Source organism: Veillonella sp., from assembly GCF_019414865.1.
Taxonomy (GTDB): Bacteria; Bacillota; Negativicutes; order Veillonellales; family Veillonellaceae; genus Veillonella.
This window is the reverse complement of the sequence record NZ_DXLG01000003.1, coordinates 1-14,380: the sequence shown is the minus strand read 5'-3', so window position 1 is coordinate 14,380 and position 14,380 is coordinate 1. Positions and strand designations below refer to the sequence as shown.

17 protein-coding genes are annotated in these 14,380 nt (G+C 39.7%); all 17 read left to right on the top strand.

Annotated elements, in window-relative coordinates; genetic code table 11:
* Positions 1–819, top strand: coding sequence for a serine hydrolase (locus QZ334_RS00450; RefSeq protein WP_295216377.1), 819 nt, complete (start codon positions 1–3; stop codon positions 817–819).
* Complete coding sequence (locus tag QZ334_RS00445) at positions 816–2,417, top strand: peptide ABC transporter substrate-binding protein (RefSeq protein ID WP_295230955.1); 1,602 nt, start codon at positions 816–818, stop codon at positions 2,415–2,417. Before QZ334_RS00450 ends, QZ334_RS00445 begins: the two co-directional genes overlap by 4 nt.
* A gap of 56 nt (positions 2,418–2,473) precedes the next feature.
* Positions 2,474–3,412, top strand: a complete 939-nt coding sequence (locus tag QZ334_RS00440; RefSeq protein ID WP_295230952.1) for a S66 peptidase family protein — start codon at positions 2,474–2,476, stop codon at positions 3,410–3,412.
* Positions 3,413–3,475: 63 nt separating this feature from the next.
* Positions 3,476–4,615 carry an amidohydrolase gene (locus tag QZ334_RS00435; RefSeq protein WP_295230949.1) on the top strand — a complete coding sequence of 380 codons (1,140 nt, stop codon included), beginning with the start codon at positions 3,476–3,478 and terminating at the stop codon, positions 4,613–4,615.
* A gap of 111 nt (positions 4,616–4,726) precedes the next feature.
* Positions 4,727–6,283 (top strand): ABC-F family ATP-binding cassette domain-containing protein, encoded by a 1,557-nt coding sequence (locus QZ334_RS00430; protein ID WP_119206318.1) that lies wholly within the window; start codon positions 4,727–4,729, stop codon positions 6,281–6,283.
* 8 nt (positions 6,284–6,291) lie between these two features.
* Complete coding sequence (gene folE / locus QZ334_RS00425; protein WP_005387220.1) at positions 6,292–6,861, top strand: GTP cyclohydrolase I; 570 nt, start codon at positions 6,292–6,294, stop codon at positions 6,859–6,861.
* The gene (folP, locus tag QZ334_RS00420) at positions 6,854–7,687 is read left to right on the top strand and encodes a dihydropteroate synthase (RefSeq protein WP_295230946.1); all 834 of its coding nucleotides are present in this window, start codon (positions 6,854–6,856) and stop codon (positions 7,685–7,687) included. Before folE ends, folP begins: the two co-directional genes overlap by 8 nt.
* Positions 7,687–8,049 carry a dihydroneopterin aldolase gene (folB, locus tag QZ334_RS00415; protein ID WP_005387223.1) on the top strand — a complete coding sequence of 121 codons (363 nt, stop codon included), beginning with the start codon at positions 7,687–7,689 and terminating at the stop codon, positions 8,047–8,049. Before folP ends, folB begins: the two co-directional genes overlap by 1 nt.
* Positions 8,049–8,522 carry a 2-amino-4-hydroxy-6-hydroxymethyldihydropteridine diphosphokinase gene (gene folK / locus QZ334_RS00410; RefSeq protein WP_295200600.1) on the top strand — a complete coding sequence of 158 codons (474 nt, stop codon included), beginning with the start codon at positions 8,049–8,051 and terminating at the stop codon, positions 8,520–8,522. Before folB ends, folK begins: the two co-directional genes overlap by 1 nt.
* Positions 8,523–8,648: 126 nt before the next feature.
* Complete coding sequence (locus QZ334_RS00405) at positions 8,649–9,455, top strand: hypothetical protein (RefSeq protein WP_295230943.1); 807 nt, start codon at positions 8,649–8,651, stop codon at positions 9,453–9,455.
* Positions 9,456–9,465: 10 nt separating this feature from the next.
* Entirely contained in the window at positions 9,466–9,702 is a 237-nt protein-coding gene (locus QZ334_RS00400) for a GlsB/YeaQ/YmgE family stress response membrane protein (protein ID WP_005387228.1), read from the top strand.
* Positions 9,703–9,934: 232 nt separating this feature from the next.
* Entirely contained in the window at positions 9,935–10,882 is a 948-nt protein-coding gene (locus QZ334_RS00395; RefSeq protein WP_105090278.1) for an L-lactate dehydrogenase, read from the top strand.
* Positions 10,883–11,050: 168 nt separating this feature from the next.
* Positions 11,051–11,383 (top strand): FtsB family cell division protein, encoded by a 333-nt coding sequence (locus QZ334_RS00390; RefSeq protein ID WP_105090279.1) that lies wholly within the window; start codon positions 11,051–11,053, stop codon positions 11,381–11,383.
* 69 nt (positions 11,384–11,452) lie between these two features.
* The gene (locus QZ334_RS00385; RefSeq protein ID WP_105090280.1) at positions 11,453–11,854 is read left to right on the top strand and encodes a S1 RNA-binding domain-containing protein; all 402 of its coding nucleotides are present in this window, start codon (positions 11,453–11,455) and stop codon (positions 11,852–11,854) included.
* A gap of 94 nt (positions 11,855–11,948) precedes the next feature.
* Positions 11,949–12,845: a phosphatase gene (locus tag QZ334_RS00380; RefSeq protein ID WP_295230936.1), complete on the top strand. Its 897-nt coding sequence runs from the start codon at positions 11,949–11,951 to the stop codon at positions 12,843–12,845.
* The gene (gene tilS, locus QZ334_RS00375) at positions 12,814–13,812 is read left to right on the top strand and encodes a tRNA lysidine(34) synthetase TilS (RefSeq protein WP_295230933.1); all 999 of its coding nucleotides are present in this window, start codon (positions 12,814–12,816) and stop codon (positions 13,810–13,812) included. The genes QZ334_RS00380 and tilS overlap by 32 nt, the downstream gene beginning before the upstream one ends.
* Positions 13,813–13,835: 23 nt before the next feature.
* The coding region (hpt, locus tag QZ334_RS00370) for a hypoxanthine phosphoribosyltransferase (RefSeq protein ID WP_105090283.1) at positions 13,836–14,380 on the top strand (545 nt) is incomplete at its 3' end.

Below are 14,380 nucleotides of genomic sequence, written 5' to 3'. Positions count from 1 at the left end.
ATGGAAAAGTTACTTGTTGGCAAGTCCTTAGAACATCAACTCGATACAGTGATAAAAGAATTAGCACCAAAGGGGAATATATCCTATGTAGTACTTCAATTTGACGATGAAGAGGAGCCGACTATTATTGCTTCTAAAGGGGAAGATACGGTACACTCTAGTGCAAGTTTGATTAAGGTACTCGTTATGGAGTATGTATTCCATTTAGCTCGTACAGAGCAGTTGGATCTTAATGATACAGTTCCTCTATCTAGAACACCACGTGTTGAAGGCGGTGGTGCATTACAAGAACTGGTAGCAAAGCATAGCTTTACGTATCTTGAGTTATGTCGTCTTATGATGGTTCTTAGCGATAATATGGCGACAAATTTACTCATTACTGTTCTAGGCATGGAGAATATCAATGCTCGTGCAGAACAGCTTGGTGTAGATGAAATAGAACTCAATCGTATGATGATGGACTTTGACGCTCTAGCAGAAGGCCGTGATAACCATTTGACTGCATTGTCATTGGCTCGTCTGTATAAACACATTTTTGAATGTCGTGATAGAGATGCTTATGGCCGAGAAATGTGGAATATTTTAGGTCGCCAACAATTCCGTGATATCTTGCCATTTTATTGGGGCGAAGATACACGCTTTCACCATAAAACAGGATCCCTTGATCGCGTAGAGCACGATGGAGGCGTATTAGAAACATTTAGAGGTCATTTCTGCTTTATCCTCTTGATGAGCGATATCGATAATGACCGAGGTAAAGAGTTAGGCGCTCAAGTAGGGCGTATCATGAAAGAATTTGTAGAGGAAGCATTGCCATGATGGATAAACGAAATTTGTTAAAACTCATGGTCCTTGCTCTTGGGGTGAGTGTGCTCTTATTTGTATTTGGTTATCCTCGCGGGGAACAACCAATTGATGAGCATACCATTCGATATGTTATTGAGCAGGAACCATCCACATTGGATCCAGCAAAGTCTACTACCTCTCCGGAGGCTACAGTTCAACTTCAATTATTTGACGGTTTAGTTCGTTTAAATGATGAAAGTGAACCAGAGGCAGCACTAGCTAAAAGCTGGGATATTTCTGATGATGGTCGCGAGTATACCTTCCATTTACGACCTGATTTGAAATGGTCTAATGGAGAGCCTTTGACGGCTCATGACTTTGAATACGCGTGGAAACGCGTATTAGACCCTGAAGTCCATGCGGACAATGCATATATGTTATATGTATTAAAAAATGGCGAAGCCTTTAATAATGGTGACGCCAAAGCTGAAGACGTTGGCGTTAAGGCCACTGATGATAATACATTAGTAGTTACCTTAGAGAATCCAACAGCGTATTTCTTAAAATTACTAGCTTCTCATAGCTATTATCCAGTGAGCCAAAAAGATGTAGAGGCTCATGAAAACTGGGCTGCCAATGCAGATACATTTGTATCTAATGGTCCATACCGCTTACTATCCTGGAAGCATAATGGAGAAATGGATTTCATTAAGAATCCTAACTATTGGGATGCAGATTCTGTGAAAACAGAGAAAATGAATTGGCCTATTAGTGAATCCCAAAGCACACGCCTTACATTGGTTGAAGGTGGCGAAGCAGATATGACAGTTGAGCCTCCTGTAGCGGACCAAAAACGATTAGAAGAGGCAGGTCTATTACATATTGGACCTATGCTTGGTAACTATTATTACGTATTCAATGTAAAAGCAGATCCTTTCACAGACCCTGAGGTGCGTAAAGCATTCTCCATGGTTATCAACCGTGCTAATATCGTTAACAATATTGTTCGTGGCGGTAAAGAGGCTGCTTATGCATTTGTTCCATACGGTATGCTTGAAAGCAACGGTCGTGAAGACTTCCGTGAAGCTGGTAGCTATCTCGTTTACGAAGATGTAGAGCAAGCGAAAGAAATCTTGAAACAAGCTGGCTATGATAAGAATCATCCATTGCCTCCAATTACGATTTTGTATAACACAAGCGAATTACATAAAGCGATTGCTGAAGCTGTACAGGATGCATGGGTAAATGCATTTGGTGCAGATGTGCGATTACAAAATCAAGAGACAAAGGTATTCTTAGCTGATCGCGAAGCTGGTAAATATCAAGTTGCTCGTGCTTCTTGGGTTGCGGATTACAGTGATCCACAAAACTTCTTAGAAGTATTCTCTGCTGAAGACAATGATAGTCAGTACCATAGTGATAATTATAACGAGTTAATCGCTCGTATTCGTACGACACCAAATGGGGCTGAACGGGATGCGTTGATGCATAAAGCAGAACAGATGATTTTTGATGAATCTCTAGTAATGCCATTGTATTTCACAACACAACCATATGTAACAAATGGAAGTATTCAAAATTATTTCTGGACTACATTGGGCCTTGTTGACTTTAAAAAAGCATACAAATAAGATACACTTAAGACGTACACTATGTGTACGTCTTTTGTTGTATTTTATGAGGACATATGAACTGGATTGAACCAAAGCGCTTAGCACCAGGCCTGACCATAGGAATCATGGCACCTGCCAGTGCAAGCGATGAAGATTTACATAGAATAGAAGAAATTTGTAACCTAAGGGGCTATAAAGTACTCTTTGGTGAAAGTGCACATCGCAAAGGCTTGTATGGCGGTACACCAGAGGAGCAAGCCCGAGAGTTTCAAGATATGATGACCACCGCACCTTGTGAGGCGGTACTAGCTTTACGCGGTGGTTACGGAACAATGCGTTATCTGGATTTATTAGATTATACAGCAATCCGTAAGCATCGAAAGGCTTTTATTGGGTATAGTGATTGTACAGCACTTCACATGGCGATCAATCGATATAGCCGACTCATTACCTATCACGGGCCGATGGGCGTAGATTTTAAGCCTGAACGCAAAGCAGATATTGATGCTTTATTTAATGCTTTAGAAGGTAAATTACAAGTCATAGAACCCTTACCTGAACCGCCTCGTGGTGCTATTGGTACTGAGCTAGGCGAAGGTATTTTACGGGGCGGTAATATGACGATGTTATCTATGTTGTCGGGAACACCGTATTTTTTAGAGGATGCATCTTGGGAGGATACATTACTATTCATTGAAGATGTAGGAGAGGCACCTTATAAGCTGGATCGTATGTTGCAACAATTTCGTCTCAGTGGTTTATTGAGTCGTATTAAAGGTTTAGTGATTGGTACTTTTACAGATTGTGAAGGCGACGATGATGAGCGTGATTACGATTTAGGCTATGAAGCGTTACGCTACATGGAGGAAAATAGAGACCCCGAATTGTTGGATCCTTTTGTATGTTATGTCCCAACAGGTCATGGAACGCCGCATCAAACATTACCACTAGGAGCGATGATTAACTTTAGGTATATTTCAAATACCATAATTGTTCATCCCTATACGAAATAGACGCATTCTTCTTAGATAGAATAAATAATAAACAGTATAAATTAGAAATTAAAAAGGGAAGTTATGACATTACAAGAACGAGAGGCTCGTGCCTGTGCCATCATAGATAGTATGACAGAGGAATTGCGCGATATCTCCTTATATTTACACGATAACCCAGAATTGGGCTTAAACGAGCATAAAGCAGTTAAGATAATTCACCAATTTTTAGAAAATCATAATTTTACATCTCAAGTAGGATTAACAGATTATCCTGAGTTACAAACGGCACTACGTGGTGACCATAACCATGATGCGAAACATAAAATAGCATTCTTAGGAGAGTATGATGCGTTACCTGAACTCGGTCATGGTTGCGGACATAATCTCATTGCTATGATGAGTTTAGGGGCGGCTATTGCCTTCAGCCAAAGTGCACCTGAAGCGTGGGGAACGACCTTCTTTGGTTGTCCTGCGGAGGAAACTATTGGTGGTAAAGTATACATGGCAGAGGCTGGTTTATTTAAGGGTTATGAGGCGGCGCTCATCATTCACCCAGGCGGTGAAAATGAGGTGGGGGGCACATCATTAGCGACGCATCCCCTAGAGATTACCTTCCATGGACGGTCTTGTCATATAGCATCATTAACTGACTCTGGTATTAATGCCTTAGACTGTGCTGTAGATTTATATCAAAAAATAAAAGAGTTAAAGAAAACATTCCCTAAAGGGGCTATTGTAGGGACCATTTTTACCGAAGCTGGTACAGCACCAAATGTAGTAACTCCTAAGGCTACGATTCGTATGACTGTTCGCGGTAGTACGGTGGACGATTTAGAAGGTATTATTTTGCCGGCTATCAAAGAGGCTGCTAAAGAGATCGGAGTATCTTATGGCGCCCGTGTTGAGATGCATCATTATGAGCCTCTCTTTAAGGATATGCGTCAAGATAAACAGCTATTAGATCTCTTTAACGATGTGATGACTGAATTTGGTGAAACGCCCCGTATATTGCCTGATGATGAGGCTGATGGTAGTACAGATGTAGGAAATGTATCTTATGAAGTACCAACAGCACAGCCTACTTTGCAAATTGGGTTAGGTTTAGAGGCTCATACACCAGAGTTCACTTGTGCAGCAGGTTCTGACTATGGATTGGAGCAAGCGATTAAGGGCGCTAAGATTATGGCTGTGGTAGCCTTGCGTTATGCAGTAGGTAAGTGATGTTCAATTTTTGACATATAGAGGTCAAAAAGGTACAATAGATATAATATTTAAGTAAGTATAAAACAAGCCGTCTTCAACAAGACGGCTTTTATTCCGGTGGAGATAGATATGAGTGTTTTAACCGTTTCAAATGTAACCCATGGTTTTGGAGCGCGACAAATTTTAGATGATGCATCATTCCGCTTGTTGAAAGGTGAACATGTAGGGTTAATTGGTGCTAATGGTGAAGGCAAGTCTACATTCCTAAATATCATTACAGGTAAAATACCTCCTGATGAAGGTAAAATTGAATGGTCCAACCAAGTAACTGTAGGTTATTTGGATCAACATGCGGTCCTTGAAAAGGGCATGACCATTCGCGATGTATTGCAACGAGCTTTTGATGATTTGTTTGTAATGGAGCAAAACATTAACGATGCGTACAATCGCATGGGTGATGTGTCTGAAGATGAAATGAATAAGCTTCTCGAGCAAGTAGGGGAGTGGCAAGAAATTCTAGAGCAGCGTGGCTTCTATGAAATTGATGCGGTTATTGAGCGTACAGCTGCAGGTTTGGGCCTTATGGATATTGGGCTTGACCGAGATGTTACGGAGCTCAGTGGTGGCCAGCGTACAAAGGTTTTACTTACAAAACTTTTACTAGAAAAACCAACGATTTTGCTCTTGGATGAACCGACAAATTATCTTGATGTAGAGCATATCCAATGGTTGCAAAACTATTTACAAAACTACGAAAATGCGTTCATCTTGATTTCTCATGATATGGAGTTTTTAAATTCCGTAGTCAACGTGATTTATCATATCGAGCAAGCAGTTTTAACGCGTTATACTGGCGACTATCATCAGTTCCAAGCGGCTTATGAAGTGAAAAAAGCGCAAGCAGCTAAGGCTTATGAGCGTCAACAACAAGAAATTGAGCGCATGGAAGACTTTATCCAACGCAATAAGGCTCGTGTAGCAACGCGTGGTATGGCAAATTCTCGAGCTAAACGATTAGAGAAAATGGAAATTTTGGAAAAGCCAAAAGAGTACATTAAACCAAGTTTTGGTTTTAAAGAAGGCCGTACGCCAAGTCGTTTTATCGTAGAGGCCTTTGGTTTGGAATTAGGCTATGATGAACCGTTGACTCGACCAGTAGACTTTCAAATTGAAAGAAATAAAAAAATCGCTATTCGTGGCGTTAATGGTCTAGGTAAAACAACATTGTTGAAAACAATTTTAGGTTTATTAAAGCCTGTAAGCGGTGAGTTGGTAAAAGGTGAATTCTTACAAATAGGCTATTTCGCTCAAGAGGATACACCATCCAATTCTGAAACTGCACTAGACTATATTTGGAACGAATATCCGGCAATGACTAATGCAGAGGTGCGTGCAGCCCTTGCTCGTTGTGGCCTTACTAACGAGCATATTACATCGCAAATGCGCGTGTTATCTGGTGGTGAGAATGCAAAGGTTCGCTTATGTAAACTGATGCAAAATAAGTACAATGTACTCGTATTAGACGAACCAACGAATCACTTGGACATTTATGCAAAAGAAGAACTGAGTCGTGCTTTGCGTGAGTTCAAAGGAACTATCGTTTTAGTAAGTCATGAACCTGAATTTTATAAAGATTGGGTTACGGATATTTGGAATATTGAGGATTGGACGACGAAAATCGTTTAGGAGGACCGATGAATCAACGTGCAAAGGACGGGATAAAGCAATTTTTAGCGGCTTTATCTGTTGATACTGAGGCGCCAGAGCTAGAGAAAACACCAAGTCGTGTAACAGAATTATATAGTGAATTATTCAGTGGCGTAGGATTAGATACAAAGTCAGCCTGGGGTGAAACATTTAGTACTGATTATAAGGGTCTTGTAGCGGTTACAGGAATTCCTTTTTATTCTATGTGTGAGCACCACTTGTTGCCATTCTTTGGAACCGTGGATATTGTGTACCAACCTAAGGATGGGTGTGTGGCAGGGCTTAGCAAGTTTCAAGATATTGTTAATATTCTTAGCCGGAGGCCGCAACTACAAGAGCGGTTAGCATCAGAATTAGCAGATGCAATTATGAATGATTTATCTGCTCATGGTGTATTCGTACGCATTACATCGACTCAGTTGTGTATGCTTATCAAAGGGACCATGCAGCAAGATTCAAAGGTTATTACATTAGAAAGCCGTGGTGTACTAGCAGAGACTGGCACATTACGAGATGAAGCGTTGGCAATGTTAGGTGGAGGACAGGCAAATGTTTAAACGTAGAAATTACACATGGAATGATGGCAAAAGTTTATCTTTGTGCGATCGTACCCTTATTATGGGGATACTAAATGGTACGCCTGACTCTTTCTCTGATGGTGGTAAATTCAATACTCCAGAAGCGGCAGCAGCACATGTAACGCAAATGATTGAAGATGGTGCTGATATCATTGATTTAGGCGTAGAATCTACGCGCCCAGGCTGCACACCATTGACAGCAGATGAAGAAATTGAACGCTTGTCCCAATTGATAGACCCTGTACTACGTGCATCTACAGTACCTGTATCTATTGATACTTATCATGCTAAAACTGCGGACTATGCATTTTCTAAAGGGGCTCATATTTTGAACGATATATGGGGCTTACACTATGATCCTGATATGGCAGCGGTAGCCGCAAAATACAAGGTACCTGTAATCATTATGCACAATAGCAATGATACAAACTATGGTGACATTATTGAAGATATGAAGGCATACTTCTTCTTTGCTGTAGATAAAGCCTTAAAGGTTGGTGTAACACCACAACAAATTTGGCTTGATCCAGGCATTGGATTTGGTAAAACAGAAGAACAAAATATTGAAGTTATGCAACGTTTAGGGGAATTAACGGCTTATGAATACCCTATTTTACTTGCGCCTAGCCGTAAGCGTTTTATCGGTTCTATGTTGGGCGGTTTGCCTCCAGAAGAACGCGATGAAGGCACGGTAGCGGCTTGTATTACGGGTGTATTCCAAGGTGTTGATATGGTGCGTGTTCATAATGTGAAAATGCACAAACGGGCCTTGGCCGTAGCAGATGGCCTATTACGAGGTGAATAATGGATAAAATCGTTTTAAAAAACATGGCATTTTATGGATACCATGGCAATTTGACATCTGAACAAGAGCAAGGACAGCGCTTTTTTGTAGATGTTGAAATTACTACGGATCTTACAAAGGCCGGTCAAAGTGACCAGTTAGAGGATTCTATCAATTATGTAGAAGTATATGAGCTTGTAGAATCTGTTATGACTGGAGAAAAACATAATTTATTAGAGCGTTTAGGTGCACTTATTGCCGACTCTTTATACCAACATTATCAAGGTATTGTTGGCTTATCTGTAACGGTGCGCAAACCATCTGTACCTATTGCTGGTATCCTAGATTATGTTGAGGTTGTCACTACAAGAGGTCAAATTTGATGTATACCTATTACATCAGTGTAGGTTCAAATATAGGTGATAAAAGAGGCTATATTAATTCCGCTTTTCACCTATTACAAGGGCATGAGACAGTTTCAGAGGTTATTAGTTCTTCTTTGATAGAAACGGAACCTTGGGGATATACAGATCAGGCGTCATTTATTAATGGCATGTGGTCCTGTAAAAGTACTTTGAATCCTCATGAAATGTTAAGTGTACTTCAGTCCTTAGAACAAGAGGCTGGTCGTGAACGACTTATTCATTGGGGACCACGTACATTAGATTTAGATATTATTTTGGCTTTTGATGAGGCCGGTTCTATGATTTCCATTTGTGATGAAACTCTAACTATACCGCATCCTTATTTTTGGGATAGAACCTTTGTCTTAGAACCTTTACATGAGTTGTTACCAACTTTTACCTATAAGGGTATGTCAATTAGCGAGCGATTAGCTACATTAAGTTTGGCATAGAAATCTACAAAGATATTAAAAATAAAATTTACAGTTATACCTAGAATTGGGATTATATTAATAGGGACTTACTGTAATGGCAATATATTATTACGTTTTATGCTTGGGGATTCATAGGGAGTATAAATGAATATAAAACGTATCGGTTTGTGCATACTAGCATTAATTGTAGTGGGGCTGTCCTATTGGCTTGCAGTAGGTGGCAATTACGACAGTAAAACAGTACGCATAGACCCAGAAGAGCATACATTAGTAAATTCTAGTGATGCCATCATTTCAAAACGAATATTAGCGATGAAGTCCATCGACTCACAAGTGTACTTTCTAGGTTATGAAGGGTATGGTATTTATAATTTAGCTGATAATACACTTCGGTTGATGCCTATTACCTTTCGTGGTCAACATATAGAGCCACCGAAGACCGAGAATTACCAACGTGGTTTACGAGAGATTACTATGGTAAAAACTTTCTCTGATTTTAGTGGTCCAGAACAATCCATACTCAAGGATTTGTTGGAATCTACAGATAGAGGAGCTCATTATTATGGGGACTTTTACCATTCAGGTTATGAGTCATCCCTCATTGACATGAAGGACCAGTATTTTATAACGAATACGGTACGAGCTTTAAAGCGTATAAATCATACATTGTATGTATATGATGCGTCAGGGTTTATTATCATTGATTTAGATAGTCGCCGTATTCAAGGGTTCTTTAATAATCGTCTAGGTGGAGAAGGACCCAAAGGAGTACCTGATAGCTTGCGTGGCCATTATGGTTCAGACTTCACGATGATATATGCATTGTCCAAGTTAGATCCAAAGGATTTAGAGATTTTATGGTCAATGCGAAAACAATATTTAGAAAAGTCACCACAAGTGATGGAGAATAAGGATTTATTCCCGCTTAATCTTGATGACATGACTTTATAGGAGGTATATTATGCTTTGGTCAATTATTGTAGGCGGATTCATTGGTTTTGTAGCTGGTCGTATTACTAAAAAGGCGCAAAGCATGGGGATTATTCTTCGTGTTATTGCTGGTTTAGTAGGGGCTTCTGTAGGTCAAGCTTTGCTTGGTACTTGGGGCCCAAGTCTTGCAGGCATGGCATTAATTCCGTCCATCGTTGGTGCAGTTATAGTGATTGCTGTAGTAAGCTTCTTTACTGGACGAGACTAACTATATAATAGAAGGACTATTATAGGATTTCCTATAATAGTCTTTTTTTATCGCTATAAATCTATTTTCTTATATACCTATGAGAAAATAGGTATATAATAGTTTATGTATTTTACAAGCAATATGTTTTAATATAACTTAACATTGTCGATTCATATAATGGCAATCGCTGGTTTAAGTGGAATTGTATTAGAAGATGTATATCTTTTAGTGCGAATCGTAGGAGGCCCTTATGAAGTTACGTAAAGTAGGTATTATTGGCACTGGACATGTAGGTTCTCATGTAGCATTTTCTCTTGCTCTACAAGGTGAAGTAGATGAACTATATATGATGGATATTGACGAGAAAAAAGCTAAAGCACAAGCAATGGATATAAATGATGCTGTTAGCTATATTCCTCATAAAGTAACAGCTACTGCAGGTCCTATTGAAGATTGTGGGGATTGTGATATTCTCGTATTTAGCGCTGGTCCTTTACCAAATTTATATCAAGATCGTTTAGAAAGTCTTGGTGATACAGTAGAGGTTTTAAAGGATGTTATTCCTCGAATTAAAAAGTCTGGCTTTGATGGTTTTATTATCTCTATTTCTAATCCTGCTGATGTTGTTGCTACTTATTTATGTAAACATTTAAATTGGAATCCAAAACGTATTATTTCCAGTGGTACAGCTTTAGATTCAGCGCGTTTACAAAAAGAATTGGCGCGCATTTTTAATATTAGTAACCGTACAATTACAGCCTATTGTTTAGGTGAACATGGCGGTAGTGCTATGGTGCCATGGTCTCATGTTTATGTACAAGGAAAGCCGTTAGTACAATTACAACAAGAATTGCCTCATAGATTCCCTACACTTGATCATACTCAAGTGCTAGATGATGTAAAAATTGGTGGTTACCATGTATTGGCTGGTAAAGGCTCCACAGAGTTCGGCATTGCTAGTGCAACAACAGAATTAATTCGTGCTGTATTCCATGACGAAAAGAAAGTCTTGCCATGTTCTTGTTATCTAGATGGCCAATATGGTGAAGAAGGTATCTTTGCATCTACACCAGCAGTTATTGGTAAAGATGGCATTGAAGATGTATTTGAATTAAAGCTTACCGAAGAGGAATTGGCTTTGTTTAAAAAGTCTTGCGCTGTTATTCGTGAATACGCTCATAAAGCAGAGTCCTTATAAGGCTCGTATCTGTTATATAAGTCTAGTGCTGATAATAAATATCTATATATAGAGAGAATATATAGATTTAAAGGAAACTATAGATAATTTTATTTAGTCCCTAACAAGGTTCTATGATATAATTAAAAAATGACAGTATACAGATGATGAATATTTTTGGGGGACATTATGAGTCAAGACACTATGGAAGTACAACGTCCAAAAAGGCCGCGCAAACGGGTTCGCCCTAATCGCAAAGCGCAGGATCAACGTATTATCCTCATGTGGATCAAGCGAATTGGTATAGGGATTATGGTGCTGCTATTGTTAGGGCAAGCCTATCGCTTGGTGGCTGTATATCAAGAAAAACAACATATTGAGCAACAATTGCAAGAATTAAAACAGCGAAATGAAGAATTAGAACAGGAAAAGGCTAAGTTGCAAGATCCAAAGACCATTGAGGGGGTGGCTCGTGAGGAGCTCGGCCTTGTAAAACCTGGTGAAGTACCTTATGTAAAATAGGTTTGACTGTAGTAATTTAGATTCGCATTAGTTTGTAGTTTGAGGTTTCCGCATTAATTAGGAGGTTGCATGGCAATCGAAGTTGGTAACATTATTGATGGTACCGTATCTGGTATTACAAAATTCGGTGTATTTGTTGATTTAGGAGAGAAGCAAACCGGTCTAGTTCATATTTCTGAAGTAGCTCATGGGTATGTCGAAGATATTAATACCGTATTAAAGGTTGAAGATCCAGTAAAGGTTAAGGTTTTATCTATTGAAGGCAATAAAATAGGCCTTTCTATTCGTCAAACACAACCTAAAGAGACACCAAGTGAAGAGCGACGTCCTCGTCGTGTTCAATCTAAACAAAGCACAGAGGCTTTTGAAGCAAAGATGAAATCATTCTTGCGCGATAGCAATGAACGATTGCATGATTTAAAACGCAATACAGAAGGTAAACGCGGAGGCCGAGGCGGTCGTCGAGATTAATAGTGAGAGATGGCATTGAGCCATCTCTTTACTTATGTATAGGCTTTCACAGTATAATAGTGTTAGAGGAATACTAATTATGTAAGGAGCGGTTATGAAGTTAGCTATTATCGATATTGGATCTAATTCAGTGCGCTTATTATTGGCTACCTATGAGAATAATATATGGCACTATGAGCCAAAACAGTTATGGACTACTCGATTGGGACAACGAAATGCAGATGGTACATTGCGATCTGAATCGATGGAGTCATCGTATCAGGCCTTTAAGGATATTAAAAACTTGGCAGACCAATATGGTGCGGACTATTGCTTTGGTTTTGCTACTAGCGCTGTTCGTGAGTCTCAAAATGGGCTTGAATTTATGGAACGAATCACGGAATACTGCCCTATGGAATGGCGAATTTTATCAGGTGATGAAGAGGCTATTTATGGATTTAATGGTGCCTTGGGAGATCAGTTGAATGATGGTCGTCATTATACGACTATCGATATTGGTGGGGGTAGTACAGAACTCGCTTTAGGAAATAAAGACGGCGTATATTGGAGTCGTTCTTATCCAGTGGGAGCGGTGCGTTTACAATCTATGTCTGACGAAGGACCTCAACGGGTATGGGAAGAAACTCGATTCCTTTGGGACCCAATGATGATTCAAGGCGAATTTGGTGAATTTATTGGCATCGGTGGTACATTAACGACGCTAGCTGCTATAGATTTAGGCCTTGAAAATTATGATGGTACAAAGGTGCAAGGTCATAAATTAAGTCGTGAAACAGTAGAGGGCATTATTCTAAACTTGCGTTACATGAGTTGCGACGAGAGATTACAGGTAAAAGGTTTACCTGCAGGCCGTGCCGATATCATTGTAGCCGGTGCAGAAATTTTGACGTCCTTTATGGATGCCTATGAGGTTCCTCATGTATTTGTGAGCGACCAAGATGGTATGGAGGCGATGGCCCGTGAATGTGAAAGCACTCGTTCGAACCGTTAATCACACCTTAAAATCGCATAATTTATTTCCAGAAAATAGTCGAATCTTAGTGGCGTGCTCCGGTGGGCCTGATTCAATGGCTCTATTGCACTTATTGAAAGACATTGCCATACATCGGCATACAACGTATGAACTAGGTGTGGCTATCGTAGATCACTGCATTCGTCCTGAAAGCAAGGATGAGGTTTTGTGGCTCCAACATCAAGTGGAATCTTTAGGACTACCATTTTATTCTGCTACATTTGATGTGCCTCGCTTGAGCAAGGAACAAAAAACGTCTGAAGAAACTATGGGACGTCAAGTACGGTATCAATGGCTTATAGAGGTTGCAAAGTCTGAAAACTATGATTATATTGCGGTGGCTCAGCACAAGGATGATCAAGCAGAGTCGATTCTAGCACATATCATCAGAGGTTCGGGATTAAATGGTTTGGCCGGCATGTCTGTAGTAAGCTCTGAATATGCTACTCCTGTAATTAGACCGCTGTTAGAGGTTACAAAAGAAACCTTATTGGCTTATTTAGAGGTGAAGAGGATTTCCTATTGTGTTGATCGTACGAATGAAGATGTGCGATACCAACGAAATAGGATTCGGCATCGCATTATACCTGAGTTAGAAGCTATTAACCCTAATGTAGTAGATGCTATTGCTAGATTGGGAAATTCCGTACATGAAGATGTATTAGTTATGTCTGATTTAACGGAGCAAGCTTTTGAAAAACTTGTGACTGTAGGTGCTGATGGGGTGAGTTTATCTCGCCGTGCCTTACGACAAGAATCTTTGGCAATACAACGGCGCTTATGGCAGCGCTTAGTGAGTGCTGTGGACTCAGATATAACGCTTACATCAGCCCATCAAGAGCAATTACTCGATATTGTTAACACCGGGGAAGAGAAAACTTTCACTATTAAAAGTATAAAAGTAACCGCTCAATGTGATACAATAAAAGTATATTGCGAACATTAATATGAATCGTGGAGGTCATATAGATGCATCAAGATGCAAAAGAGATTTTATATACAGCGGAACAATTACAAGCTCGTGTAGCAGAGTTGGGTAAAGCAATTAGCGAAGACTATAAAAATGAATCTGTCGTGCTTGTAGGGGTATTAAAGGGAGCTGTCGTTTTCTTTACAGACTTAGCACGCGCTATTGATGATAGTGTAGATGTAAGTTTTGACTTTATTTCTTGCTCTAGCTATGGTAGCGGCACAACAAGTACAGGGGTAGTACGAATTTTAAAAGATTTAGATCGCTCTGTAGAGGGTAAGCATGTACTTGTTGTTGAAGATATCGTAGATACTGGTACAACATTACATTATTTATTAGAAAATTTACATGCTCGTGGTGCTAAAAGCGTACGCCTTGCAGCGTTGTTGAATAAACCAGATCGCCGTAAGATGGACGTAAATGTTGACTATGTAGGCTTTATTATTCCTGATTACTTTGTTATTGGTTATGGTTTAGACTACGCAGAAAAATATCGTCATTTACCATATATCGGTATTTTGAAGGAAGAAATGTATCAAAATTA

Coding starts and splice junctions, on each gene's coding strand:
- QZ334_RS00450 (WP_295216377.1), top strand. CDS start 1: ATGGAAAAGTTACTTGTTGGCAAGTCCTTAGAACATCAACTCGATACA.
- QZ334_RS00445 (WP_295230955.1), top strand. CDS start 816: ATGATGGATAAACGAAATTTGTTAAAACTCATGGTCCTTGCTCTTGGG.
- QZ334_RS00440 (WP_295230952.1), top strand. CDS start 2,474: ATGAACTGGATTGAACCAAAGCGCTTAGCACCAGGCCTGACCATAGGA.
- QZ334_RS00435 (WP_295230949.1), top strand. CDS start 3,476: ATGACATTACAAGAACGAGAGGCTCGTGCCTGTGCCATCATAGATAGT.
- QZ334_RS00430 (WP_119206318.1), top strand. CDS start 4,727: ATGAGTGTTTTAACCGTTTCAAATGTAACCCATGGTTTTGGAGCGCGA.
- folE (WP_005387220.1), top strand. CDS start 6,292: ATGAATCAACGTGCAAAGGACGGGATAAAGCAATTTTTAGCGGCTTTA.
- folP (WP_295230946.1), top strand. CDS start 6,854: ATGTTTAAACGTAGAAATTACACATGGAATGATGGCAAAAGTTTATCT.
- folB (WP_005387223.1), top strand. CDS start 7,687: ATGGATAAAATCGTTTTAAAAAACATGGCATTTTATGGATACCATGGC.
- folK (WP_295200600.1), top strand. CDS start 8,049: ATGTATACCTATTACATCAGTGTAGGTTCAAATATAGGTGATAAAAGA.
- QZ334_RS00405 (WP_295230943.1), top strand. CDS start 8,649: ATGAATATAAAACGTATCGGTTTGTGCATACTAGCATTAATTGTAGTG.
- QZ334_RS00400 (WP_005387228.1), top strand. CDS start 9,466: ATGCTTTGGTCAATTATTGTAGGCGGATTCATTGGTTTTGTAGCTGGT.
- QZ334_RS00395 (WP_105090278.1), top strand. CDS start 9,935: ATGAAGTTACGTAAAGTAGGTATTATTGGCACTGGACATGTAGGTTCT.
- QZ334_RS00390 (WP_105090279.1), top strand. CDS start 11,051: ATGAGTCAAGACACTATGGAAGTACAACGTCCAAAAAGGCCGCGCAAA.
- QZ334_RS00385 (WP_105090280.1), top strand. CDS start 11,453: ATGGCAATCGAAGTTGGTAACATTATTGATGGTACCGTATCTGGTATT.
- QZ334_RS00380 (WP_295230936.1), top strand. CDS start 11,949: ATGAAGTTAGCTATTATCGATATTGGATCTAATTCAGTGCGCTTATTA.